The organism is Streptomyces sp. NPDC002144 (assembly GCF_053593695.1).
In genome coordinates this window covers 90,036-113,273 of record NZ_JBSFDB010000026.1, presented here as the reverse complement: position 1 = coordinate 113,273, position 23,238 = coordinate 90,036, and the positions used below count along the sequence as shown (strand labels likewise).

Sequence of the window (23,238 nt, the reverse complement as noted above, 5' to 3'; positions counted from 1 at the left end):
CTTCTTGATCACGCACCCGACGTCACGGTTAGCATCCGGCCATGGAGCCCCAGCTGCTGCACACCGTCGCCGACGCGGTCGCCACGGTCGTCATCCGTCATCCGGCGAAGCGCAACGCCATGACGGCCGCGATGTGGGCGGCCCTGCCGCCGCTGCTCGACACCCTCGCCGCCGACCCGGAGGTGCGTGCGCTGGTGCTCACGGGAGAGGGCGGGACGTTCTGCGCCGGGGCCGACATCTCCACGCTGCGGGAGGCGCCGGAGGAGGCGCAGCGGCTGGCGGTGCGGGCGGAGGAGGCCCTGGCGGCGTTTCCCAAACCGACGCTGGCCGCGATCCGCGGGCACTGCGTGGGCGGCGGGGCGCAGCTGGCGGGCGCCTGCGATCTGCGGTTCGCCATGGAGGGCGCGCTGTTCGGGGTGACGCCGGCCAAGCTCGGGATCGTGTATCCGGCCTCCTCCACCCGGCGGTTGGTGTCGCTGGTGGGACCGGCGACCGCCAAGTACCTGTTGTTCTCCGGGGAGTTGATCGACACCGACCGGGCGCTGCGCACCGGCCTGGTGGACGAGGTGCTGCCCGAGGGCGAACTCGCCAAGCGGGTCGCGGAGTTCACCCGGATCCTGGTCTCGCGCTCGCAGCTGACGCAGGCCGCGGCGAAGGAGTTCGTCAGCGGGCGGACCGACCGGGACGCGCACTGGAGCGAGCAGGCCCGCACCGGCGGCGACACCGAGGAGGGGGTCGCCGCGTTCCTGGAACGCCGTCAGCCGCGCTTCACGTGGTCGGCTCCTGGCCGAGGATGAACCGGCTGCGTGAGCGCATGAGGTCGACGACGTCCGCGGGCGCCTTCTGCGGGGACCCCGCGTCGTAGGGCGGCTGCGGGTCGTACTCGATCCCGAGCTGCACGGCCTGCGCGACGAAGTCACCGGCGACACGGCCCAGCAGGGCGAGGCCCATGTCGATGCCGGAGGAGACCCCGGCCGCGGTGACGTACTTGCCGTCCGTCACCACCCGCTCCCCCGTCGGCTCGGCGCCGAGCCGCTTCAGCTCGTCCAGGGCGAGCCAGTGCGAGGTGGCGCGGCGCCCGCGCAGGAGGCCCGCGGCGGCGAGCAGCAGGGAGCCGGTGCACACGGACGTGGTCCAGGTGCTGGTGGCGTCGGCGGCGCGGATCCACTCGAGCAGGGCAGCGTTCTCCATCTGTGGGCTCTGCCCGGGCCCGCCGGGGACGACCACGACGTCGGGGGCCGGCACGTCGGCGAAGGTCCGGTCGGCGGTCAGCGCGAGCGTGCCGTTGTCGGTGCGTACGGGGCCGCACCGCTCGGCGACGAAGAGCAGTTCGGCGTCGGGGAGCCGGCCGAGGGTCTCGTAGGGGCCGACGGCGTCGAGGGCGGTGAAGCGGTCGTAGAGGACGATGGCGATCTGCATCGGGAGCCTTTCAGCCGGCGGGTACGGGACGGAAGCGGCGGCGGTACTCCGCGGGCGCCGTGCCGAGGGTTCTGACGAAGGCGCGGCGCATGGCCTCGGAGGTGCCGTAGCCGCAGGCGCGGGAGATCTCCTCGACCCCGTCGGAGGTGTCCTCCAGCAGGCGCCGGGCGTGTTCCAGCCGGACCCGGTCGACATAGCGTCCGGGTGTCATGCCGGTCTCGGCCTGGAAGGCGCGGGCGAAGTGGCGCGGCGACAGGCTCGCGCGGGCTGCGAGGGCTTCGACGCCGAGGTCGCCGTCGGGGTGCTCGGTGATGAACTGCTGGACCTCCCTGAGCGGTTCACGACGGGCCGTCTGCGCGGCGAGCTGGGCGCTGAACTGGGCCTGGTTGCCCGGCCGGCGCAGGAAGACGACCAGGTGCCGGGCGATGGACAGGGCGGTCTCGCGGCCGGTGTCCTCCTCGACCAGCGCGAGGGCCAGGTCGATGCCGGAGGTGACGCCGGCGGAGGTGGCGAGGTGTCCGTCGCGGATGTAGATGGGGTCGGGGTCGACCTCGACGGCCGGGTGGTCACGGGCGAGCATCCCGCACACCGACCAGTGGGTGGTCACCCGGCGGCCGTCCAGCAGGCCGGCCCCGGCCAGCAGCAGCGCGCCCGTGCACACGGACACCAGCCGCTCGGCCCGCGGGCCGTGCTCGCGCAGCCAGTCCACCACCCGCGGATCCGGGTCGCGGGTGCCCGCGCCGCCCGGGACCAGCAGGGTGTGCGCGGCGGGGGCGTCGGCGAAGGAGTGGTCCGGTACGAGCGTGAGCCCGCTGGAGGTCCGTACGGCCCGGCCGTCGGCGCTGACGGTGCGGATCCGGTAGGTGCCCGGGCGGTGCAGTTCGGCGCCGTTGAAGACCTCCACCGGGCCGCTGACGTCGAGGCTCTGCACGTCGTCGAAGAGAACGACCAGGACGGTTCGCATACCGTCCATCCTTGGGCGCCGCTCCGATGGCCGCAACGACGAGCACCCCACCTTTTCTGCCATCCCGTGGGGCGGGCCGCGGAAGCTGGGTACCCGCATCTTTCCGGCCGTGGCGGCCGGGAGAGGAAAGGGGAAGTTCCGTGTTCCGTGCGATAGCCGACGTACTGCGCCAGATCGGTGGCGCCATCGCCACCGTCGTGACGCTGCCCTTCCGGGCCCTGGCCCGGCTCTTCGGCGGGGCCTCGGGCTCCGCGCGGGGGCACCGAGCCTGATCCCGCCCGTCGCGGCCCGCCACGTGCCGCCCTGATCCCCGACTGTCGGTGCCACCTGCCACAATTGCGGCGCAACCTCAGTGAGAAGGCGGTACGGGATCGTGACGACACCCGGGTCTGCGGCAGCAGGGTCCATCGAAGGCAGGATCGCCGAGGAGCTCGGCGTACGGGAGCGGCAGGTCAGGGCCGCCGTCGAACTGCTCGACGGCGGTTCGACGGTGCCCTTCATCGCCCGCTACCGCAAGGAAGCGACCGAGATGCTCGACGACGCGCAGCTGCGCACGATCGAGGAGCGGCTGCGCTATCTGCGGGAGCTGGAGGAACGGCGGGCGGCGATCCTGGACTCGGTGCGTGAGCAGGGCAAGCTCACCCCCGAGCTGGAGACGCAGATCCGGGCCGCCGAGACCAAGGCGCGCCTGGAGGACATCTACCTGCCGTACAAGCCCAAGCGGCGCACCAAGGCGCAGATCGCGCGCGAGGCGGGCCTGGAGCCGCTCGCCGAGGGGCTGCTGGCGGACCCGACGGTGGAACCCCTCGCCGCCGCGGCCGCGTTCGTCGACGCCGACAAGGGCGTCGCCGATCCGCAGGCCGCCCTCGACGGCGCGCGGGCGATCCTCACCGAGCGGTTCGCGGAGGACGCCGACCTGATCGGTGAGCTGCGCGAGCGGATGTGGGTGCGGGGGCGGCTGGCGGCGAAGGTGCGGGAGGGCAAGGAGGAGGCGGGCGCCAAGTTCGCCGACTACTTCGACTTCGCCGAGCCGTTCACCGAGCTGCCCTCGCACCGCGTCCTCGCGATGCTGCGCGGCGAGAAGGAGGAGGTCCTCGACCTCGTCCTGGAGCCGGAGGAGCCGACGGACGGGCCCTCGTCGTACGAGGCGATCGTCGCCTCGCGGTTCGGGATCGGCGAGCGGGGCCGGCCGGCCGACAAGTGGCTGATCGACACGGTCCGCTGGGCCTGGCGGACCCGCATCCTGGTGCACCTCGGCATCGACCTGAGGCTGCGGCTGCGGACGGCCGCCGAGGACGAGGCCGTCCAGGTGTTCGCCGCCAACCTCCGCGACCTGCTGCTCGCCGCCCCGGCCGGCACGCGCGCGACGCTGGGCCTGGACCCCGGCTTCCGTACGGGTGTGAAGGTCGCCGTGGTCGACGCGACCGGCAAGGTCGTCGCGACCGACGTCATCTACCCGCATGTCCCGGCCAACAAGTGGGACGAGGCGATCGCCAAGCTCGCCCGCCTCGCCAAGGAGCACGCGGTCGAGCTGATCGCGATCGGCAACGGCACCGCCTCCCGCGAGACCGACAAGCTCGCGGGTGAACTCATCACCAGGCACCCGGAGTTGAAGCTCACCAAGGTGATGGTCTCCGAGGCCGGCGCCTCGGTGTACTCGGCGTCCGCGTTCGCCTCGCAGGAACTGCCCGACATGGACGTGTCGCTGCGCGGCGCGGTGTCCATCGCGCGCCGGCTGCAGGACCCGCTCGCCGAACTGGTGAAGATCGACCCGAAGTCGATCGGTGTCGGCCAGTACCAGCACGACCTGTCCGAGGTGAAGCTCTCGCGCTCGCTGGACGCGGTGGTGGAGGACTGTGTGAACGGCGTCGGCGTGGACGTCAACACGGCCTCGGCCCCGCTGCTCGCCCGGGTCTCCGGCATCACCTCCGGGCTCGCCGAGAACATCGTGGCCCACCGGGACGCCAACGGGCCGTTCAAGTCCCGCACCCAGCTCAAGGGCGTCGCGCGGCTCGGTCCCAAGGCGTACGAGCAGTGCGCGGGCTTCCTGCGGATCCGGGGCGGCGACGACCCGCTCGACGCGTCCAGCGTGCACCCGGAGGCGTATCCGGTCGTGCGGCGCATGGTGAAGACGTCCGGACAGGAGGTGGCCTCGCTCATCGGCAACACGGGCGTGCTGCGCTCGCTGCGGCCGGTGGACTTCGTGGACGAGACGTTCGGGCTGCCGACGGTCACGGACATCCTCAAGGAGCTGGAGAAGCCGGGGCGTGACCCGCGGCCCGCCTTCAAGACGGCCACCTTCAAGGAGGGCGTCGAGAAGATCTCCGACCTGTCGTCCGGGATGGTGCTGGAGGGCGTGGTCACCAACGTGGCGGCCTTCGGTGCCTTCGTCGACGTGGGTGTGCACCAGGACGGACTGGTGCACGTCTCCGCGATGTCGAAGAACTTCGTGAAGGACCCGCGCGAGGTGGTCAAGCCCGGGGACATCGTCAAGGTGAAGGTGCTGGACGTCGACATCCCGCGCAAGCGGATCTCGCTCACCCTGCGACTGGACGACGAGCCGCCCGCGCAGGGCGGCCGGCAGGGCGACGGGGGTGAGCGTCGCCAGCGGGGCGGACGTCCGCCCCAGCAGCGCCAGCAGGGACGCGGCGCGGGCGGTGGCGGTTCTCGCCAGGCACCGCCGCCGGCCAACAGCGCGATGGCGGACGCCCTGCGCAAGGCCGGGCTGCTCGATCCCAAGAAGCGGTAGCCGAAGGGTTCGTGACCGTGATGTCCGATTCACGTGCCATCACCTGGGAAGTGGCCGGCAGCCGGGGCTACGAGACCGCGTGGGTCGACTTCGGGGACGGTGAACTGCGCGCCCGTGGGCGGGCCGTGGGGACCGTCCCGGAGCCGTACTGGGTGACGTACGAGCTGGAGACAGGGGCGCGGTTCGTGACGCGCCGGCTGCGGGTGACGGCGGAGACGGAGGCGGGGGCGCGGACCCTGGATCTGGTCCACGACGGGCACGGCCGGTGGACGGCGGACGGTGAACCGCTGCCCGGTGTCGACGGCGCGCTCGACTGCGACCTGGGGCTGTGCCCGCTCACCAACACCATGCCGGTGCTGCGGCACGACCTCCATCTGGAGCCCGGGGAGCGGGAGCTGCTCATGGCGTGGGTGTCGGTGCCGGGACTGGTCGTACGGCCGTCGCTGCAGACGTACACCCACCTCGGCCGGACCAACGGCGGTGGGCACGTCCGCTTCGCCTCCGGTGACTTCCGCATGGAGTTCGACGCGGACGGCTGTGTCGTCGACTATCCGGGGCTGGCCCGGCGACTGCGCCCGGGCGCCTGAGCGGGCGAGGCCCCGCCCCTTGCCGCTCAGCTCCCTGCGGGGGGCTGGGCGGTTCCGTTCATCCGGGCCCGGTTCTCCGCGAGCAGTTCCTGGACCCGGCGTTCGACCTCCACCGGGTCCACGCCCAGCGCACGGCCCATGTGCACGGACCAGACCTCCGAGCGGACATTGGTCTCGAAGTCCAGGTCGGCGCGGACGTTCTCGCGGGCGGCCTGGCGGTTCTGGCTCACCATGACGAAGGTGGACAGGAAGATCGCCTCCAGACTGACGATCATGGTGAGCAGGCCGAAGGGGTACGGGTCCCAGACGGCCCCCTTGCCGAACGCCCCCTCGTTGCAGACGATCCACACCGCGAACCACGCGGCGTGCAGATAGACGAAGGTCATGGTCCCGGCGAACGCGGTGATCGCGTCCGCGATGCGGTCCTGGGTGCCGCGCATCCGCGCGACGACGACCTGTTCGTGCTTGATCCGCACCGTCGGCCGCTTCGCCGAAGGTCCCATGGCCTCTCCCTGACTCGAGCCGCTAGCGTTCGGTGACCTTGCCCGCCGACACGTCCAGACGGCGGGTGACACGCACCGCGTCCAGCATGCGGCGGTCGTGGGTGACCAGGAGCAGGGTGCCCTCGTAGGAGTCGAGGGCGGACTCCAGTTGCTCGATGGCCGGCAGGTCCAGGTGGTTGGTCGGCTCGTCCAGGACGAGGAGGTTGACGCCCCGGCCCTGCAGCAACGCCAGGGCGGCGCGCGTGCGTTCACCCGGTGACAGGGTCGCCGCCGGGCGCAGCACGTGCTCCGCCTTCAGGCCGAACTTGGCGAGGAGGGTGCGTACCTCGGCCGGTTCGGTGTCCGGAACCGCGGCGGAGAACGCGTCCAGCAGGGACTCCGTGCCGTGGAACAGCCGGCGGGCCTGGTCGACCTCGCCGACCAGGACGCCGGAGCCGAGGGCCGCCGCGCCGGCGTCCAGGGGGACCCGGCCCAGCAGGGCGCCGAGCAGGGTGGACTTGCCGGCGCCGTTCGCGCCGGTCACGGCGACCCGGTCGGCCCAGTCGATCTGCAGGGAGACCGGCCCGAAGGTGAAGTCGCCGCGCCGTACCTCGGCGTCCCGCAGGGTGGCCACGACGGACCCCGAGCGCGGGGCCGACGCGATCTCCATGCGCAGCTCCCACTCCTTGCGGGGCTCCTCGACGACCTCGAGGCGTTCGATCATCCGCTGGGTCTGTCGAGCCTTCGCGGCCTGCTTCTCACTGGCCTCGCTGCGGAACTTGCGGCCGATCTTGTCGTTGTCGTTGCCCGCCTTGCGGCGCGCGTTCTTCACGCCCTTGTCCATCCAGGAGCGCTGCGTCTGGGCCCGGTCCTGGAGGGCGGCGCGCTTGTCGGCGTACTCCTCGTAGTCCTCGCGGGCGTGCCGGCGGGCGACGTCCCGCTCCTCCAGATAGGCCTCGTAGCCGCCGCCGTAGAGGTTGATCTGCCGCTGTGCGAGGTCGAGTTCGAGGACCTTGGTGACCGTGCGGATGAGGAACTCGCGGTCGTGGCTGACGACGACGGTGCCGGCGCGCAGGCCCGCGACGAAGCGTTCGAGACGTTCCAGGCCGTCCAGGTCGAGGTCGTTGGTGGGCTCGTCGAGGAGGAAGACGTCGTAGCGGGACAGCAGGAGGGAGGCGAGGCCCGCCCGGGCCGCCTGGCCGCCGGACAGGGAGGTCATCGGCTGGTCCAGGTCGACGGCGAGGCCCAGTGAGTCGGCGACCTCCTCGGCCCGCTCCTCCAGGTCGGCGCCGCCGAGGTTCAGCCAGCGGTCCAGGCTCGTCGCGTAGGCGTCGTCGGCGCCGGGCGCCCCCTCCACCAGCGCCTGGGTGGCCTCGTCCATGACGCGCTGGGCCTCGGCGACTCCGGTACGGCGGGCGAGGAAGGCGCGGACGGTCTCGCCGGGCCGCCGCTCCGGCTCCTGCGGGAGATGCCCCACGGTCGCCGTCGGCGGGGACGGCCGCAGCTCGCCCTGCTCGGGTGCGAGCAGCCCCGCGAGCATCCTGAGCAGCGTGGACTTGCCCGCTCCGTTGGCACCGACCAGCCCGATCACGTCGCCGGGGGCCACGACGAGGTCGAGCCCGGAGAACAGGGAGCGGTCACCGTGCCCGGCGGCGAGGTTCTTGGCGACGAGAGTGGCGGTCACAGGGGGCGATCCTAGTCGGCGGGCGACCCTGGGCGCTTCGCGCCCCGACGGGGCGCGGGGCTGCGTCCGGCATGCGGCCGCCTCCGCGGCGTCACCGCGTCATGGCCTCCACCAGCACGCTGCCCGTCGTCCGTGCCACCACGAAGGACTCCCCTCGCACCGCCTTGGCGTCCAGGGCGATGCGGTGCCGGCCCGGTTCGAGGATGCCGTCGAAGATCTCCTGGACGTGGGAGCGGTAGAGGCGGTCCAGGCGGTACGCGGTGAGGCGGACCCGGCAGGGGGAGCTGACCTCGATGCCCGCCTCGCCGTCGGCGGCGACCAGCCGGGTCAGCCGGCGCTGTTCCACCGGCCTGCGGTCCAGGGCGTTCTCGATCTGGGCGACCAGGAGCGGGATGATCGGTGCGAGGCCGTCGACGTAGGCGACCTGGACACCGGCGTGCTCGAAGGCGCGGCGCACGGCGGCCCGTTCCTCCTGGGTGACCGCGCGGCCGAAGGCCACGGCTCCGTAGGACCGCAGTTCGTCGGCGTGGACGTCGGTCGCGTCATGGGCGATGTCGGCGCCGATGCCGATGGTGCGCAAGGCCGCCGCGAGTTTGGCCAGTACGGCGACACGGGCGCCGATCAGCAGGACGCGGCGCCGCCCGCCCTGTGCCTCGGCGGCGAGCAGGGCCTGCCGGTACTCGGCGCCCCGGAACCGGAACGGCCCTATGCCGTGGTAGCCGTTGAGCTCCAGGTCGGCGTGCTCGTCGGTCTGCCAGGCGAAGTCCCGCCAGACGTAGTCCTCGCCGTCCCGGTCGATGACCGCGGTGACGGCACCGCAGGCGAGGTCGGCGCACTCGGGGCAGCCGTAGATGACGTGCCGGCCGCCCGGAAGCGGGGCCCGAGCCTCCAGCAGCAGACCGCGGACCTGTTCGGTGAAGATGGCGGGCGGGATGTCGGAGGCGAGCGGGGAGACGGCGTCGAGGTCGGAGAGCCGGAACAGCAGCGGGCGTCCATCGACGAGGAAGTCCACGAAGTCCCGGTGCACCTGGTAGTCACCGTTGGCGAGGACGTCACCGGCACGCATCGCCGGTGCCAGGCCGAAGGTCGCGTACTCGGCAGACATGCTGTGAGTATTCCCGCCCCGGAAGCACTCCGTGCACGGCATGGGACATTCCGCTGCCGTCGGTGGGGAGCGCGTGCCGCAGGCGGCCGGAGCGGTGGCTCCGGCCGCCTGACGCTCGCTCAGCCGTGCCGGCCCGCGGGGCCGGGAACGCGGTGCGTGCCGCTCGGCTCGCGTACGCCGTCCAGGCGCCGGGGTGACGCGGTCGCCGCCTTGCCCGAGGTGGCCCGGGCGAAGGCCGCCGCGCCACCGACGAGCGGGACACGGGCCGAGGTGCGGGACAGGTCCACGGTGAGGGTCGGCTTGTCGGCCGGCGGGTCGATGAGGTCCTTGTCGGTGCCCGCGACGATCAGCGCGAGACGGTGGCCGGCCGGGACGACATGGTCGGTGGCCGCGAGGTCCAGGGTGATGGTGTACGCCTTGCCCGGGGTGAGCGGGACCCCCTTGCGGTCGGAGGCGTAGTTGCCGAGGTCCGCCCAGCCGCGGCTGAACACGGTGTAGTCGACGCTCGCCTTCTTGGCCGCGGTGTTCCGGAAGCAGGCGCTGTCGCCCGAGGTGCTCGCGCCCCAGCAGGAGCGGTCGGTGAGGGTGGTGATGCCCTCGGCGGCGTCCGCGTAGTCCCGGACGGTGTCGGGGCCGAGGTCGACCAGGACGGCGGAGAGGTGGGCCGTCGGGGTGGTCGGGGTCGCGGTGACCGTCACCTTCGAGGAGCCGGACAGACGCAGGTCGCGCGTGAGGGGCTTGGTGATGAAACCGGCCTTGTCAGGGGTCGCTCTGTCGATCTGCGCCGCCCAGTCGGTCTCGCTCAGCTGGGGGTCGTCCGTGAAGGTCGCGGTGCCGGAGCCGCTGGTCAGACCGAGGGTGCCGACGCCCGGCTGGGTTCCGGCGGCCGGGCGCAGGGTCGTGGTGGCCGTGCCCCGCGGCGGCCAGACCGTGGAGGTGACCCACTGGTCCGGGTGGCGCTCGATGTCGGCCATCGGCTCACGGTCGACGCCGTTGTCGTAGCCGAGGAGTTCGTGGTCGAACCAGCGGTGCAGGGTGTCGACCCAGGCGCCGCGCCGGTAGTCGAAGGGGTCGACGTGGCCGGTCTGGGAGAGCCAGATCTTGCGCTCGACGCCGCGCTTGGCCAGCGCGTCCCACCACTGCCCGAAGTGCTTGGTGCGGACGTTGAGGTCCTGCATGCCGTGCACCAGGAAGACGCTCGCCCTCACCTTGCCGGCGTCCTTGACGTAGTCCCGCTCGGTCCAGAAAGGGGTCCAGTCACCGGTGCGCGGAGCCCCGGCGACGATCTTCTGCTGGACGGCGGCGCACTGGGCGCGGGCGCCCGGGCTCTCGACGTAGTCGGAGAGCCAGTCGGGGCCGGAGTCGTACAGCGGGGCGCCCTTGGCGAAGTAGTAGTCGTACCAGGAGGAGATGGCGCTGATCGGGACGATGGTCTTCAGGCCCTTGACGCCGGTGGCGGCGACGCCGTTGGCGATGGTGCCGTCCCAGCTCTTGCCGATCATGCCGGTCCTGCCGTTGGTCCAGTTCGCCGTGGCGCGGACGGTTCCGGTGCGCGTCGTGTACGCCCTGGCACGGCCGTTCAGCCAGTCCACGACGGCCTTCGCGGACTGGATGTCGCTGCGGCCGCCGACGTCCACGCAGCCGTCGGAGCGGTTGGTGCCGGCGAGGTCGACACCGACGAAGGCGTAGCCGCGCGGGACGAAGTAGTTGTCGTAGAAGAGCGGCATCTGGACGACGTCGCCGTTCGCGTCGTACGTCTTCTTCTGGCTCTCGTTGCCCCGGCCGCAGCAGGAGTAGTAGGGGCTGGCGTCCATGATGACCGGGACCCGGCGGTGGTGCTGGGCGGGTTCGCGGGGGCGGACGATGTCCACGGCCACGCGGTCGGTCTTCCCGTCGCCGTCCGCGTCGAGGCCGGTGTCCACCCATACGGCCTCGCGGACGGCGTTCGCATAGGAGTAGACGGGTTGGCTCTCCCGTGGGGCCGCGTGGGCCGCCGCCGGGGTGAGGAAGGCTGCCATCAGGACGGCGATGGCCGCCGTCGCGAGCGGTCTCCAGGTCGTGAAGCGCGTGCGTGTCGGCATGCGCGGGACGCTACATCGGTCAACTCCCGTACAGAAGAGGGCAGTAGACGGCCACGTGGGGCGGGTGTGGCCGAATGACGCCCCTGGCACGGCATCGCGCGTGACGGCCGAATGGCGATCGTGTGACACATGCGGCGATGGACATGCTCCGACCCACAGGGACTCAATAGGCTCCGCACATCCGAACAGACCCATGTGCCCCTACCACTTGGAGCTTTCGTGCACCGCAGACTCATCGCGCCGGGCGCCCTCGCCGCCGCCACCCTGATGCTGGCGATCCCGGCGTCGGCCGCGAGCCACACCCCCGGCGCTCCGGGCATCGGCGATCCCTACTACCCGGCCTACGGCAACGGCGGATACGACGTCTCCCACTACGACCTGCGCCTGCAGTACCAGCCCGCCACCGACGAGTTGGAGGGCACGGCGACGATCCTCGCGAGGACCACGCAGGACCTGTCGAGCTTCGACCTGGACTTCCTGCTGGACGTCAGCGAGGTGCGGGTCAACGGCGCGAAGGCCTCCTTCACCACCTCCGGCCAGCACGAACTCGTGATCACGCCGAAGACGCCGCTGGACAAGGGCACGTCGATCACCGTGGTCGTGCGCTACAGCGGGGTGCCGTCGACGAAGAGCGCGTACGGCTTCAACACCTGGCACCGGACGCCGGACGGGGCGGTCGCCGCGGACGAGCCCGAGGCGGCCTGGTGGTGGTACCCGAGCAACGACCACCCGCTCGACAAGGCGACGTACGACGTGTCGGTGGCGGTGCCGGACGGGACGCAGGTCATCTCCAACGGGCTGCTGCAGTCGACGAGTTCGAAGCTCGGCTGGACGCGGTACAACTGGCGGGAGAACAAGCCGCAGGCGACGTACCTCACCACGCTGGCGATCGGGAAGTTCGACATCACGACGAGCACCTCCGAGGGCGGGGTGCCGGTCGTCAACGCCTACAGCAAGGACCTCGGCGACAACGACGGAGCCGCGCGGGCGAGCGTGGAGCGCACCGGGGAGCTCGTCGACTGGCTGAGCGGCTACTTCGGGCCGTATCCGTTCAGTTCGGCGGGCGGGTACGTGCCCAACACGACCACCGGGTACGCGCTGGAGACGCAGACGCGCGTGTACTACAGCCCGAAGCAGTTCGCGAACGGCTCCAACACGTCCGTGGTCGTCCATGAGTTGGCGCACCAGTGGTACGGGGACAGCGTGTCGCTCAAGGGCTGGAAGGACATCTGGATCAACGAGGGGTTCGCGCGGTACGCGCAGTGGCTGTGGTCCGAGCACGAGGGTGAGGGGACGACGCAGCAACTGGCCGACTACGTGTACGACTCGCATCCGGCCGGCGACGCGTTCTGGACCGTCAAGCCGGGGGATCCGGGGCCGGACGACCAGTTCGACATCGCTGTCTACGACCGGGGGGCGCTGGCGATCCAGGCGCTGCGGAACGCGGTCGGTGACGATGCGTTCTTCGCCATTCTGAAGGGGTGGCCCCGGGAGCACGCGTACGGCAACGCCTCCGTGGCCGACTTCGAGGCGTATGCGGAGCGGGTGTCGGGGAAGTCGCTGGGGGCGTTGTTCGACACGTGGCTGTTCCAGCCGTCGAAGCCGGGGTCGCCTGCGGCGCGGGGGGCGGCGATCGCTCGGTCCGCGGTAGCTGTGCAGCCGAAGTCATGGAAGAAGATCGCGGCTACGAACAGCGTGCACTGAGGGGGTGCCGGGTTCGGTTGTGTGGGGGCTGCGGGGCCGTTGTGGTTGGTCGCGCTCGCGCGGCGGCAGCCGCAGGTCAGACGCAGCCCCGCCCCCCCTATGGGGCGCTGTGGTCGTAGACGGTGACTTTGATGCCACGTTTTGTCAGGCGCTCGGTGATCAACGGCTCGATCCGTGACCACTTGCCGCCTGCCAGACCGCAGCCGATGCGGGGCATGTGGACGGAGGCGCCGAGTTCCAGGGCCTTGTCGGCGAGTCCGGCAAGGGCCGTGTCGATGGCCTCGTAGCGCACCGGGACGCCCTTGCTGCCGGTCCTGATTCCGCGCTGCCCGATCATGTTGGCGAGACCGACGGAACGGTGGCGTCACCCCGGACGTAAGCGATCTCCGACATGGCGCCACCGTACGGCCCGGCACTGACAACGGGCCTCTGGTCATCGCGTGGGCTGTTCGCTGTCCGCGCCTGCTTCGACGCGGCGGCGGACGCCGAACCAGCCCGCTACCAGCATCGCGGCGATCAACGGGATGAGGAGCAGGGTCTTGCGGCCCACCTCGGGGTCGTTCCACATCAGGGCGAGGACGGCGAGGAGGAAGGCGATCGTGGTGAGCTCCGTGACGGGGCTGCCGGGGAGGCGGAAGGACGGGCGGGTGAGCCGGCCCGACCGGGCCCGGCGGACGAAGACCAGATGGCAGATCATGATGATCACCCAGGTCGACACGATGCCCAGCGAGGCGACGTTCAGCACGATCTCGAAGGCCTGGCTCGGCATGAGGTAGTTGAGACCGACGCCGAGCACGCACACCGCGCAGGTCAGCAGGATGCCGCCGTAGGGGACCTGGCTGCGGTTCATGCGGGCGGTGAACCTCGGCGCCGAGCCCGCCGTCGCCATCGAGCGCAGGATGCGGCCCGTGGAGTACAGGCCGGAGTTCAGCGAGGACATCGCAGCCGTGAGCACGACCAGGTTCATCACGTCGCCCGCCGCCGGCACGCCGATCCTGGACAGGACGGTGACGAAGGGGCTCTCGTCGGCCGAGTAGACCGAGCCGGGCAGCAGCAGGGCGAGCAGGACGACCGAGCCCACGTAGAACAGGCCCACCCGCCACATGATCGAGTTCACCGCGCGCGGGACGACCTTCTCCGGCTCCGCCGTCTCGCCCGCGGCGACGCCGACCAGTTCCAGTGCGGCGTATGCGAAGATCACGCCCTGCATGACGAGCACCACCGGCATCACGCCGTGCGGGAGGACGCCGCCGTGGCCGGTGATCATGCCGACGCCGGGCGTGTGGCCGCCCACCTCGTGCCGGGTGGCCAGCAGGAAGACGCCGATCAGCATGAAACCGACGAGCGTGGCGACCTTGATGATCGCGAACCAGAACTCCATCTCGCCGAAGATCTTCACCGAGATCAGGTTCACGGCCAGGACCACCGCCAGCGCGGCCAGCGCCAGCACCCACTGCGGGATGCTGGTGAACAGGCTCCAGTAGTGGGTGTAGAGCGCGATGGCGGTGATGTCGGCGATCCCGGTGGTGGACCAGTTCAGGAAGTACATCCAGCCGGCGACGTACGCGCCCTTCTCGCCGAGGAACTCACGCGCGTACGACACGAAGGAGCCGGAGGAGGGGCGGTAGAGGACCAGCTCGCCGAGGGCGCGGACCACGAAGAAGGCGAAGACGCCGCAGACGAGGTAGGCCAGCGCGAGCGCGGGTCCCGCGGTGTGGAGGCGGCCTCCGGCGCCGAGGAAGAGGCCGGTGCCGATCGCGCCGCCGATGGCGATCATGTTGACGTGGCGGGCCTTGAGGTCCTTGCTGTAGCCGGCGTCGCCCGCGTCCGCGGGCGCCTGGGCCGCGTCGGTGCGGGACCCTGCCGTTGCCGTGGTCACGGCGTCCTTGCTCACGTGGATCCACTCTCTGGTGCGTCCGAGCGGATCACGCTCGGCTGTCCGGACGTACGAGGCCGGCGCTCCCGGTGGGGCGCGGACCATCTCGCCGCCTTCCCAGGCGCCCGGCGCCCAAGCGATGGCATGGATCACTTGGCGGCACTTCTCACAGGCCCCTCACGTCTCCGGCACAAGGTTTCGCAGCACTGGTGTGACAGCGATACTGCTGCACATGACGACCGACACCGGGGAGCCGACGCTCACCATCGACGAACTGGCCGCGCGGGCCGGCATCACGGTCCGCACGGTGCGGTTCTACAGCACCAAGGGCCTGCTCCCGCCCCCGGTGATCGGTCCGCGGCGGGTCGGCCACTACGGGCCACAGCACGTGGCGCGGCTGGCGCTGATCGAGGAGCTGCAGCACCAGGGCATGACGCTGGCGGCGATCGAGCGCTACATGGAGCAGCTGCCGGCCGACCTGAGCCATCACGACCTGGCGATCCACCGGGCGGTGGTGGCCTCCTGGGCTCCGGACACCGTGGAGACGGTGACGCCCGAGGAGCTGCGGCGCCGGGCGGGCCGGGCGCTGAGCGGGGACGAGGTCGAGCGGCTCGCCGCGATGGGCGTGGTACGGGCCGACGGGGACGCCTACCGCGTCGACTCGGGGCTGCTGCGGCTTGCCGTGCAGCTGCTGGACGTACCGCTGTCCGAGGAGGCGATCCTGGCGGCGCGCACGGTGCTGATCGAGCACTCGCGGGCGGCGGCGCACGAGCTGTCGCAGCTGTTCCGGGGCGAGGTGTCGGAGCGGGCCGAGGAGGACGTGAAGTCGCTGTCCGCGCACATGCAGCCGCTGGTGGTGCAGGCGCTGCTGACGACGTTCCAGCGCTCGCTGAAGGAAGAGGTGCTGGGCTGGCTCACGGACGCGCAGGACGGCCGGCCCGCCTGACCCGCCTGACCCGTGCGGGCCCGATCACGTCCGCACGGGTACGTCGACCAGCAGCGGGCCCGTCAACCCGCCCGCGCCCGCGACGAGTTCGCGCAGATGATCGGCGCTCTCCGCCCGTACCGCGTCGACGCCGAAGAAGCGGGCCGCCTGGGTGAAGTCGAGGTGCCCCAGGTCGGTGCCCGGGCAGGGGCCCTGGTGGCCCATCGCCTCGTAGGTCTCCTGCACGGTGCGGTAGGCGCCGTTGCTCATGACGACGAACAGGACGGGGGCGTTCTGGCGGGCCGCGCTCCACAGGCCCTGCAGGCCGAAGAGGCTGGACCCGTCGCCGAGGACGGCGACGACCGGGCGGCCGGGTTCAGCGAGGGCGCGGCCGACCGCGGCGCTGATGCCCCAGCCGAGCCCGCCGCCCACGGTGTGGGTGTAGCTGCCGGGGCGTTCGAGGCGGACGAGGCGGCGGACCAACAGGCCGGCGGTGATGGCCTCTTCGACGACCACGGCGTCGGGCGGGAGTCCGCGGGCCACGGCGTGGGCGGCGGCCCAGGGGGCGAGGGGAGCCGGGGAGTAGGCGGCGCGGGCGGCCGACTCGGTGCTGTCGCGTTCGACGGTGTGCCGTTCGCCGACGCGGAGGATGCGGGACTTGGCGGTGTGGGCCGGGACGCGCTCGCGCAGGAGGTCGGCGAGGTGGTCCAGGGAGAGGGCGAGGGCGCCCACCAGCCCCAAGGCGGCCGGGAAGTTGCGGCCGATCTCGTCCGGGTCCGAGTCGAGCTGGACGACGGTGAGACCGGGCGGAAGTGCCGGACCGGGGGTGTAGGCGTGCGGGGTGAAGGCGTGCGCTCCGGCGATCAGCACGGTGTCGTACGGGGCGAGGGCGGCCCGGATGGCGTCGTGCCGGGGCGGCAGCATGCCGGCGTACAGGGGGTGCGTGGTGGGGAAGTTCAGGCAGTCGGCCATGGGTTGGTGGTGCACGACGGCTCCGCACGCCTCGGCCGTGCGGACCAGTGCGTCGAGGGCGCCCTCGCGGCCGACGCCGTCCCCGGCGACGATCGCGGGGCGGGTGGCGGCGCCGAGGAGAAGGGCGGCGCGGTCCAGGCCGGCGGCCGGGGCGAGCGGTGGCGTGGGGGTGCGGGCCGGGACGTCGACCTCGGTGTCCTCGGCGTACAGGTCCGTGGGGACGGACAGGAACACCGGTCCGGCGGGCGGCCGTACGGCGAGGGCGAAGGCCCGGCGGAGGGCGAGCGGCAGGTCGTGGGCGTGCTGGATGTCGTACGCCGCCTTCACGGCGGGGGTGGCGATGGCGATGACGTCGCCGGAGAGCATGGGGTCCTGCTGGAGGTGGCGGCGGTCCTGCTGGCCGGCCGTCACGACGAGGGGGGTGCGGGAGCGGCGGGCGTTGAGCAGGCCGATGAGGCCGTTGGCGAGGCCCGCCGCGATGTGCAGGCTGACGAAGGCGGGGCGCCCGGTGCCGCGGGCGTAGCCGTCGGCCATGGCGACCACGGAGCCCTCGTGGACGCCGAGCACGTACTCGGGTGCGTTGGAGGTGTCCGACAGGGCTGCCAGGAAGGGCAGTTCGGTGGTGCCGGGGTTGCCGAAGACGCGGTCCACGCCCTCGTCGCGCAGGATGTCCAGGACGGCGAGGGCGGGACGGTATCCCATGGGGGGCTCCTTTGGGGGGACCTCGGGACCGGTTCACGGATCAGGGTGCGGGGGTCGGGCACCGGGGGACAAGGCGCCGTACGGCCAAGCTGTAACGGCTTGCCCACGACGGCCCTCGCCCCGTCCGGCCCTTGCCCCGCCGCCGGTCCGCTCCCGTCAGGCGTCAGTGAAGCGCTCCCCCTTCTCCGCCTTCTCCACCAGCAGGGCCGGCGGGGTGAAACGCTCCCCGTAGCGGTCCGCCAGCTCCCGCGCGCGGGCGACGAACCCGGGCAGGCCGACACCTGCCCCGGCGCCGCCGTCGTAGCCGTTGATGTACTGCAGGACACCGCCCGTCCAGCCGGGGAAGCCGATGCCGAAGATCGACCCGATGTTGGCGTCGGCGACGGACGTCAGGACGCCCTCCTCCAGGAGCCTGACCGTGTCGAGTGCCTCGGAGAAGAGCATGCGTTCCTGCATGTCCTCGAACGGGATCTGGTGGCCCGGCTTGGTGAAGTGCTCGCGCAGGCCCGGCCACAGACCCGCGCGCTTGCCGTCGTCCCCGTAGTCGTAGAAGCCCGCTCCCCCGCTGCGGCCGGTGCGGCCGAACTCGTCGACCATGCGGTCGATGACCGCCTCGGCGGGGTGCGTGGCCCAGGTGCCGCCCGCTTCCTCCACGGCCCGCTTCGACTCGTTGCGGATCTTGCGCGGGAGCGTGAGGGTCAGTTCGTCCATGAGGGACAGGACCTTGGCCGGGTAGCCCGCCTGCGCCGCCGCCTGCTCGACGGAGGCCGGCTCGATGCCCTCGCCGACCATCGCGACGCCCTCGTTGATGAAGTGCCCGATCACCCGCGAGGTGAAGAAGCCCCGGGAGTCGTTGACGACGATCGGGGTCTTCCTGATCTGGCGGACCAGGTCGAAGGCGCGGGCAATGGCCTCGTCGCCCGTGCGCTCGCCCTTGATGATCTCGACGAGCGGCATCTTGTCGACCGGCGAGAAGAAGTGCAGACCGATGAAGTCCGCCTGGCGCTCGACGCCCTCGGCCAGCGCGGTGATGGGCAGGGTGGAGGTGTTGGAGCACAGCAGCGCGTCCGGCTCGACGATGTGCTGGATCTCCTGGAACACCTTGTGCTTGAGCTCGGGGTTCTCGAAGACGGCCTCGATCACCGCGTCGCAGCCCGCCGTGTCGGCGGGATCGGCGGTGGGGGTGATGCGGGCCAGCAGAGCGTCCGCCTTCTCCTGGGTGGTACGGCCCCGGGAGACGGCCTTGGCGCACAGCTTCTCGGAGTAGCCCTTGCCCTTGAGGGCGGCCTCGAGCGACACGTCCTTCAGGACGACCTCGATGCCTGCCCGGGCGCAGGAGTAGGCGATGCCGGCGCCCATCATCCCGGCGCCGAGGACGGCGACCTTGCGGACCTGGCGGGGCTCGCCCTGGGGGCGGTTGGCGCCGGAGTTGACGGCCTGGAGGTCGAAGAAGAACGCCTGGATCATGTTCTTCGAGGTCTGGCCCGCGGCCAGTTCGACGAAGTAGCGGGCCTCGATGACCTGGGCGGTCTCGAAGTCGACCTGGGAGCCCTCGACGGCCGCCGCGAGGATGTTGCGCGGGGCCGGGTAGGGGGCGCCGCCCGTCTGCTTGCGGAGGCTGGCCGGGAAGGCGGGCAGGTTGGCCGCGAACTTGGGGTTGGCGGGGGTGCCGCCCGGGATGCGGTAGCCGGGCTTGTCCCAGGGCTGCTGCGAGACGGGGTTGGCGTCGATGAAGGCACGGGCCCGGGCCAGCAACTCCTCGGGCGTGTCGACCACTTCGTCGACGAGACCCTGGGAGAGCGCGCGCCGCGGGTCGTACTGGGTGCCCTGGAGCAGCACCTTCAGCAGCGCGTCGGCGATGCCGAGGAGGCGGACCGTGCGGACGACTCCGCCGCCGCCGGGGAGGAGGCCCAGGGTGACCTCGGGGCAGCCGATCTTGGAGCCGGGCGCGTCCAGCGCGATCCGGTGGTGGCAGGCGAGGGCGATCTCGTAACCGCCGCCGAGGGCCGCGCCGTTGATCGCCGCGACGACCGGCTTGCCCAGGGTCTCGATGCGGCGCAGGTTCCGCTTGATCGCCATGCCGCCGTCGAAGAGGTCCTGCGCGGTCTCGGGCGTGACACGGATGAGGTCGCGCAGGTCGCCGCCCGCGAAGAAGGTCTTCTTGGCGGAGGTGAGGATGATGCCGCGGATGGAGTCCTTCTCGGCCTCCAGGCGGTCGGTGATCACGGCGAGGGAGTCGCGGAACGCCTGGTTCATGGTGTTCGCGGACTGGTCGGGGTCGTCGAGGACGAGAGTGACGACGCCGGTGCGGTCCTGTTCCCAGCGGATGGTGGTGGGCTCAGTGCTCATGAGGGTGTGCTCCGTGTGATCCGTGGGAGGGGGTCAGATGCGCTCGACGACGGTGGCGATGCCCATGCCGCCGCCCACGCAGAGCGTGGCGAGGCCGTACCGCTTGTCCTGGCGCTCCAGTTCGTCGACGAGCGTGCCGAGGATCATCGCGCCGGTGGCGCCGAGCGGGTGGCCGAGGGCGATCGCGCCGCCGTTGACGTTGACCTTGTCCAGCGAGAGACCCATGTCCCTGACGAAGCGCAGGACGACGGCGGCGAAGGCCTCGTTGATCTCGACGAGGTCGATGTCGTCGATGGTCAGCCCGGCCTTGGCGAGCGCCTTGCGGGTGGCGGGCGCGGGGCCGGTGAGCATGATGGTCGGCTCGGAGCCGGAGACGGCCGCGGAGACGATCCGCGCACGCGGGGTGAGCCCGTAGCGCTCGCCGATCTCCTTGGTGCCGATGGCGACCAGGGAGGCGCCGTCGACGATGCCGGAGGAGTTGCCGGCGTGGTGGACGTGGTCGATCCTCTCCACCCAGTGGTACTTCTGCAGCGCGACGGCGTCGAAGCCGCCGAGGTCGCCGATGTCCGCGAAGGACGGCTTCAGCTTGGCCAGGGAGTCGGCGGTGGTGCCCGGGCGCAGGTGCTCGTCGTGGTCGAGGACGGTCAGGCCGCTGCGGTCCTTCACCGGGACGACGCTGCGGTCGAAGCGGCCCTCCTTCCAGGCCGTGGCCGCCCGCTCCTGGGACAGGGCCGCGTACTCGTCGACGTCCCGGCGGGAGAAGCCCTCGATGGTCGCGATCAGGTCGGCGCCGATGCCCTGGGGCACGAAGTTGACGGCCAGGTTGGTCATCGGGTCGTTGAACCAGGCGCCGCCGTCGGAGGCCATCGGCACCCGGGACATGGACTCGACGCCGCCCGCGAGAACCAGGTCCTCGAAGCCGGAGCGGACCTTGGCGGCGGCCATGTTGACGGCCTCCAGGCCCGACGCACAGAAGCGGTTCTCCTGCACGCCGGCGACGGTGTCCGGCAGGCCCGCGGCGATCGCGGCGATGCGGGCGATGTCGGAGCCCTGGTCGCCGACCGGGCCGACGACGCCGAGCACGATGTCGTCGATCGCGGCCGGGTCGAGGTCCGGGAAGCGGCCGCGGATCTCGTGGATGAGTCCGACGACCAGGTCGATGGGCTTGGTGCCGTGCAGGGCGCCGTTGGCCTTGCCGCGGCCGCGCGGGGTGCGGATCGCGTCGTACACATACGCTTCGGTGCTCACGTGGAACGCCTTTCGAGGGTGAGGGTCAGCCCAGCAGGGAACGGCCGATGATCTCTTTCATGATCTCGGTGGTCCCGCCGTAGATGGTCTGGATACGGCCGTCGGTGAAGGCCCGGGCGACGGGGTACTCGCTCATGTAGCCATAGCCGCCGTGCAGTTGGAGGCAGCGGTCGGTGACCCGCTTCTGCAGTTCGGTCGCCCACCACTTGGCCATGGAGGCGTGCACGGCGTCGAGTTCACCGTTCGAGTGGTCCTCGATGCAGCGGTCGAGGAAGGTCCGGGTGACGGCGCACTCGGTGGCCATCTCCGCTATCTCGAGCCGGACGTGCTGCTTGGTGGCGAGCGGCCGGCCGAAGGCCTCGCGCTCCTTGACGTACTCGGTGGTGATCTCCAGCAGGTGCTCGGCGGCGGCGATCGCGGAGACCGCGATGCTGAGGCGCTCCTGCGCGAGATTCGTCATCAGGTGGCCGAAGGCGCCGTTCGGCTCGCCCAGCAGGTTCTCCTTGGGGACGCGCACGTCGTGGAAGAACAACTCGGCCGTGTCCTGCGCCTTCTGGCCGATCTTGTCGAGGTTGCGGCCCCGCTCGAAGCCCTCCGTGCCCCGCTCGACGACCAGCAGCGACAGCCCGTGCGCACCGCCCTCGGGGCTCGTCCTCGCTACGACGATCACCAGGTCGGCGAGGATCCCGTTGGAGATGAACGTCTTGGAGCCGTTGAGCACCCAGTGGTCGCCGCGGTCCTCCGCGTGCGTGCGGATGCCCTGGAGGTCGGAGCCGGCGCCGGGCTCGGTCATGGCGATCGCGGTGATCAGCGTGCCGTCGCAGAAGCCGGGCAGCCAGCGTGCCTTCTGCTCCTCGGTGGCGAGCGAGGTCAGGTAGGGGCCGATGATGTCGTTGTGCAGGCCGAGGGCGAGCCCGGGGGTGCCCGCGCGGGAAAACTCCTCCGCCAGGACGGCGCTGTAGCGGAAGTCGGCGGTGCCTCCGCCGCCGTACTCCTCGGGCACGGCGAGCCCGAGCAGCCCCTGCTTGCCGGCCGCCCGCCAGGCCTCGCGCGAGACGATGCCGTCCTTCTCCCACTGCGCGTAGTGGGGCAGCACCTCCCTCGCCAGGAAGGCGCGCACGGTCTCGCGGAACGCGTCGTGCTCGGGGGCGAAGATCAGCCGCTTCATGCGGGGCCTTTCAGCAGGTCCGGTACGTCCCAGTCGCGCGCCACCTCGGCGGTGTCCGCGCCGGGCCGGGCGGGGCCGGTGCGCACGGCCGTCGGGGTCGCGGAGAAGCGGGGCGCGGGCGCCGGCTGGGTGATGCCGCCGTGGTCGGTGAAGGATCCGCGGGCGGCCAGATGCGGGTGGCCGGGGGCCTCGCGCAGCGACAGGACGGGCGCCACGCACGCGTCGGTGCCCTGGAACAGGGCCGTCCACTCGTCGCGGGTACGGGACTTGAAGCGGGCCGCGACCGCCTCGCGCAGCTCGCCCCAGCGGGTCCAGTCCTTGCGGTCGCCGGCGTGCTCGGGAAGGCCGAGCAGGGTCACGAACTCCTGGTAGAACTGCGGTTCCAGGGCGCCGACCGCCATGTACCCGCCGTCGGCCGTCTCGTAGGTGCCGTAGTACGGGCAGCCGCCGTCCAGGAGATTGGCGCCGCGCCGGTCCTGCCAGCCGCCGGCGGCGAGCATGCCGTGGAGCATCGCGGAGAGGTGGGAGGTGCCGTCGACGATGGCGGCGTCGACGACCTGGCCGGTGCCGCCCGCGCGCGCGTGGTGGAGGGCGGCGAGAACGCCGACGACCAGGTAGAGGGAGCCGCCCGCGTAGTCGCCGAGGAGGTTGGCGGGAACGGCCGGAGGGCGGTCCGGTTCGCCGATCAGGCCGAGGGTGCCGGTGACGGCGATGTAGGCGATGTCGTGGCCGGCGCGCGGGGCGAGCGGGCCGTCCTGGCCCCAGCCGGTCATGCGGCCGTAGACGAGCCCCGGGTTGCGGGCGCGGCAGGCCTCCGGGCCCACGCCGAGGCGCTCCGCCACGCCCGGGCGGTAGCCCTCGACGAGGATGTCGGCTCGTTCGGCCAGGTCGAGGACGCGCGCTGGGCCGTCCGGGGCCTTCAGGTCGACGACCACCGAGCGTTTGTTGCGGTTGGTGACGTCGCATTCGGGTGTGATCGCGAGGCCCACGCCGCCGGGGCGGTCGACGCGCACGACGTCGGCGCCCAGGTCGGCGAGGAGCATGGCGGCGAACGGGCCCGGCCCGATGCCGGCCAGCTCGACCACGCGCACGCCGGTGAGCGGGCCCTGCCCGGGCGGCGTCCCTGCCGTTGCCATCCAGCCCCCAGCGCTGTGACACAACTGATGTAACACCGGTGATGCTAAGAACACGTTCCACTGAACACAAGACCCGGGCGAGCAAGC

Annotated in this window: 18 protein-coding genes and 1 pseudogene; 6 read left to right on the top strand and 13 right to left on the bottom strand. The window is 71.8% G+C overall.

The window, feature by feature from the left end; translation table 11 throughout:
• The first annotated feature begins 41 nt into the window (after positions 1 to 41).
• Complete coding sequence (locus ACWCQ1_RS33110) at positions 42 to 797, top strand: enoyl-CoA hydratase/isomerase family protein (protein WP_358596970.1); 756 nt, start codon at positions 42 to 44, stop codon at positions 795 to 797.
• On the opposite strand, the gene ACWCQ1_RS33105 is transcribed toward ACWCQ1_RS33110, so the two are convergent.
• Positions 769 to 1,419, bottom strand: a complete 651-nt coding sequence (locus ACWCQ1_RS33105) for a DJ-1/PfpI family protein (protein WP_358596967.1) — start codon at positions 1,417 to 1,419, stop codon at positions 769 to 771. The genes ACWCQ1_RS33110 and ACWCQ1_RS33105 overlap by 29 nt on opposite strands.
• A 10-nt stretch (positions 1,420 to 1,429) precedes the next feature.
• Positions 1,430 to 2,383 (bottom strand): GlxA family transcriptional regulator, encoded by a 954-nt coding sequence (locus tag ACWCQ1_RS33100; RefSeq protein WP_358596964.1) that lies wholly within the window; start codon positions 2,381 to 2,383, stop codon positions 1,430 to 1,432.
• A 140-nt stretch (positions 2,384 to 2,523) separates the two neighbouring features.
• Here ACWCQ1_RS33100 and ACWCQ1_RS33095 point away from each other — a divergent pair, with 140 nt between their 5' ends.
• The 3 genes from ACWCQ1_RS33095 (at position 2,524) to ACWCQ1_RS33085 (ending at position 5,719) form a co-directional block, all read left to right on the top strand.
• The gene (locus tag ACWCQ1_RS33095) at positions 2,524 to 2,655 is read left to right on the top strand and encodes an LPFR motif small protein (protein ID WP_260844787.1); all 132 of its coding nucleotides are present in this window, start codon (positions 2,524 to 2,526) and stop codon (positions 2,653 to 2,655) included.
• A gap of 101 nt (positions 2,656 to 2,756) precedes the next feature.
• Positions 2,757 to 5,132 carry a Tex family protein gene (locus tag ACWCQ1_RS33090; protein WP_358596961.1) on the top strand — a complete coding sequence of 792 codons (2,376 nt, stop codon included), beginning with the start codon at positions 2,757 to 2,759 and terminating at the stop codon, positions 5,130 to 5,132.
• A 20-nt stretch (positions 5,133 to 5,152) separates the two neighbouring features.
• Complete coding sequence (locus ACWCQ1_RS33085; protein ID WP_451028048.1) at positions 5,153 to 5,719, top strand: putative glycolipid-binding domain-containing protein; 567 nt, start codon at positions 5,153 to 5,155, stop codon at positions 5,717 to 5,719.
• Positions 5,720 to 5,745: 26 nt separating this feature from the next.
• On the opposite strand, the gene ACWCQ1_RS33080 is transcribed toward ACWCQ1_RS33085, so the two are convergent.
• The 4 genes from ACWCQ1_RS33080 to ACWCQ1_RS33065 all read right to left on the bottom strand — a co-directional run bounded on the left by ACWCQ1_RS33080 (position 5,746) and on the right by ACWCQ1_RS33065 (position 11,071).
• Positions 5,746 to 6,222 carry a DUF1003 domain-containing protein gene (locus ACWCQ1_RS33080; protein ID WP_358596955.1) on the bottom strand — a complete coding sequence of 159 codons (477 nt, stop codon included), beginning with the start codon at positions 6,220 to 6,222 and terminating at the stop codon, positions 5,746 to 5,748.
• Between the two features lie 22 nt (positions 6,223 to 6,244).
• Complete coding sequence (locus ACWCQ1_RS33075; RefSeq protein WP_451028047.1) at positions 6,245 to 7,885, bottom strand: ABC-F family ATP-binding cassette domain-containing protein; 1,641 nt, start codon at positions 7,883 to 7,885, stop codon at positions 6,245 to 6,247.
• Positions 7,886 to 7,976: 91 nt separating this feature from the next.
• Positions 7,977 to 8,990: an oxidoreductase gene (locus tag ACWCQ1_RS33070; protein ID WP_358596949.1), complete on the bottom strand. Its 1,014-nt coding sequence runs from the start codon at positions 8,988 to 8,990 to the stop codon at positions 7,977 to 7,979.
• 119 nt (positions 8,991 to 9,109) lie between these two features.
• Positions 9,110 to 11,071, bottom strand: a complete 1,962-nt coding sequence (locus ACWCQ1_RS33065) for a Xaa-Pro dipeptidyl-peptidase (RefSeq protein WP_451028046.1) — start codon at positions 11,069 to 11,071, stop codon at positions 9,110 to 9,112.
• 219 nt (positions 11,072 to 11,290) lie between these two features.
• Between ACWCQ1_RS33065 and ACWCQ1_RS33060 the strand changes: the two genes are divergently transcribed.
• Positions 11,291 to 12,775: a M1 family metallopeptidase gene (locus ACWCQ1_RS33060; RefSeq protein WP_358596943.1), complete on the top strand. Its 1,485-nt coding sequence runs from the start codon at positions 11,291 to 11,293 to the stop codon at positions 12,773 to 12,775.
• A gap of 97 nt (positions 12,776 to 12,872) precedes the next feature.
• On the opposite strand, the pseudogene ACWCQ1_RS33055 reads toward ACWCQ1_RS33060, so the two are convergent.
• Both ACWCQ1_RS33055 and ACWCQ1_RS33050 read right to left on the bottom strand, forming a co-directional pair.
• Positions 12,873 to 13,127: pseudogene (locus ACWCQ1_RS33055) on the bottom strand (Appr-1-p processing protein); the annotation flags it as partial.
• 81 nt (positions 13,128 to 13,208) lie between these two features.
• Entirely contained in the window at positions 13,209 to 14,669 is a 1,461-nt protein-coding gene (locus ACWCQ1_RS33050; RefSeq protein ID WP_133042065.1) for an amino acid permease, read from the bottom strand.
• Between the two features lie 214 nt (positions 14,670 to 14,883).
• On the opposite strand from ACWCQ1_RS33050, the gene ACWCQ1_RS33045 reads away from it, so the two are divergent.
• Complete coding sequence (locus tag ACWCQ1_RS33045) at positions 14,884 to 15,597, top strand: MerR family transcriptional regulator (protein ID WP_165954744.1); 714 nt, start codon at positions 14,884 to 14,886, stop codon at positions 15,595 to 15,597.
• A 24-nt stretch (positions 15,598 to 15,621) separates the two neighbouring features.
• Here ACWCQ1_RS33045 and ACWCQ1_RS33040 read toward each other — a convergent pair whose 3' ends face one another.
• The 5 genes from ACWCQ1_RS33040 to ACWCQ1_RS33020 all read right to left on the bottom strand — a co-directional run bounded on the left by ACWCQ1_RS33040 (position 15,622) and on the right by ACWCQ1_RS33020 (position 23,151).
• Positions 15,622 to 17,250, bottom strand: coding sequence for a thiamine pyrophosphate-binding protein (locus ACWCQ1_RS33040; protein WP_451028045.1), 1,629 nt, complete (start codon positions 17,248 to 17,250; stop codon positions 15,622 to 15,624).
• Between the two features lie 156 nt (positions 17,251 to 17,406).
• On the bottom strand, positions 17,407 to 19,599 hold the full coding sequence (locus ACWCQ1_RS33035) for a 3-hydroxyacyl-CoA dehydrogenase NAD-binding domain-containing protein (protein ID WP_358596931.1): 2,193 nt from the start codon (positions 19,597 to 19,599) through the stop codon (positions 17,407 to 17,409).
• Positions 19,600 to 19,632: 33 nt separating this feature from the next.
• Positions 19,633 to 20,847 (bottom strand): acetyl-CoA C-acetyltransferase, encoded by a 1,215-nt coding sequence (locus ACWCQ1_RS33030; protein WP_451028044.1) that lies wholly within the window; start codon positions 20,845 to 20,847, stop codon positions 19,633 to 19,635.
• 25 nt (positions 20,848 to 20,872) lie between these two features.
• On the bottom strand, positions 20,873 to 22,015 hold the full coding sequence (locus ACWCQ1_RS33025) for an acyl-CoA dehydrogenase family protein (protein ID WP_451028043.1): 1,143 nt from the start codon (positions 22,013 to 22,015) through the stop codon (positions 20,873 to 20,875).
• On the bottom strand, positions 22,012 to 23,151 hold the full coding sequence (locus ACWCQ1_RS33020; RefSeq protein WP_451028042.1) for a CaiB/BaiF CoA transferase family protein: 1,140 nt from the start codon (positions 23,149 to 23,151) through the stop codon (positions 22,012 to 22,014). The genes ACWCQ1_RS33025 and ACWCQ1_RS33020 overlap by 4 nt, the downstream gene beginning before the upstream one ends.
• Positions 23,152 to 23,238 lie beyond the last annotated feature (87 nt).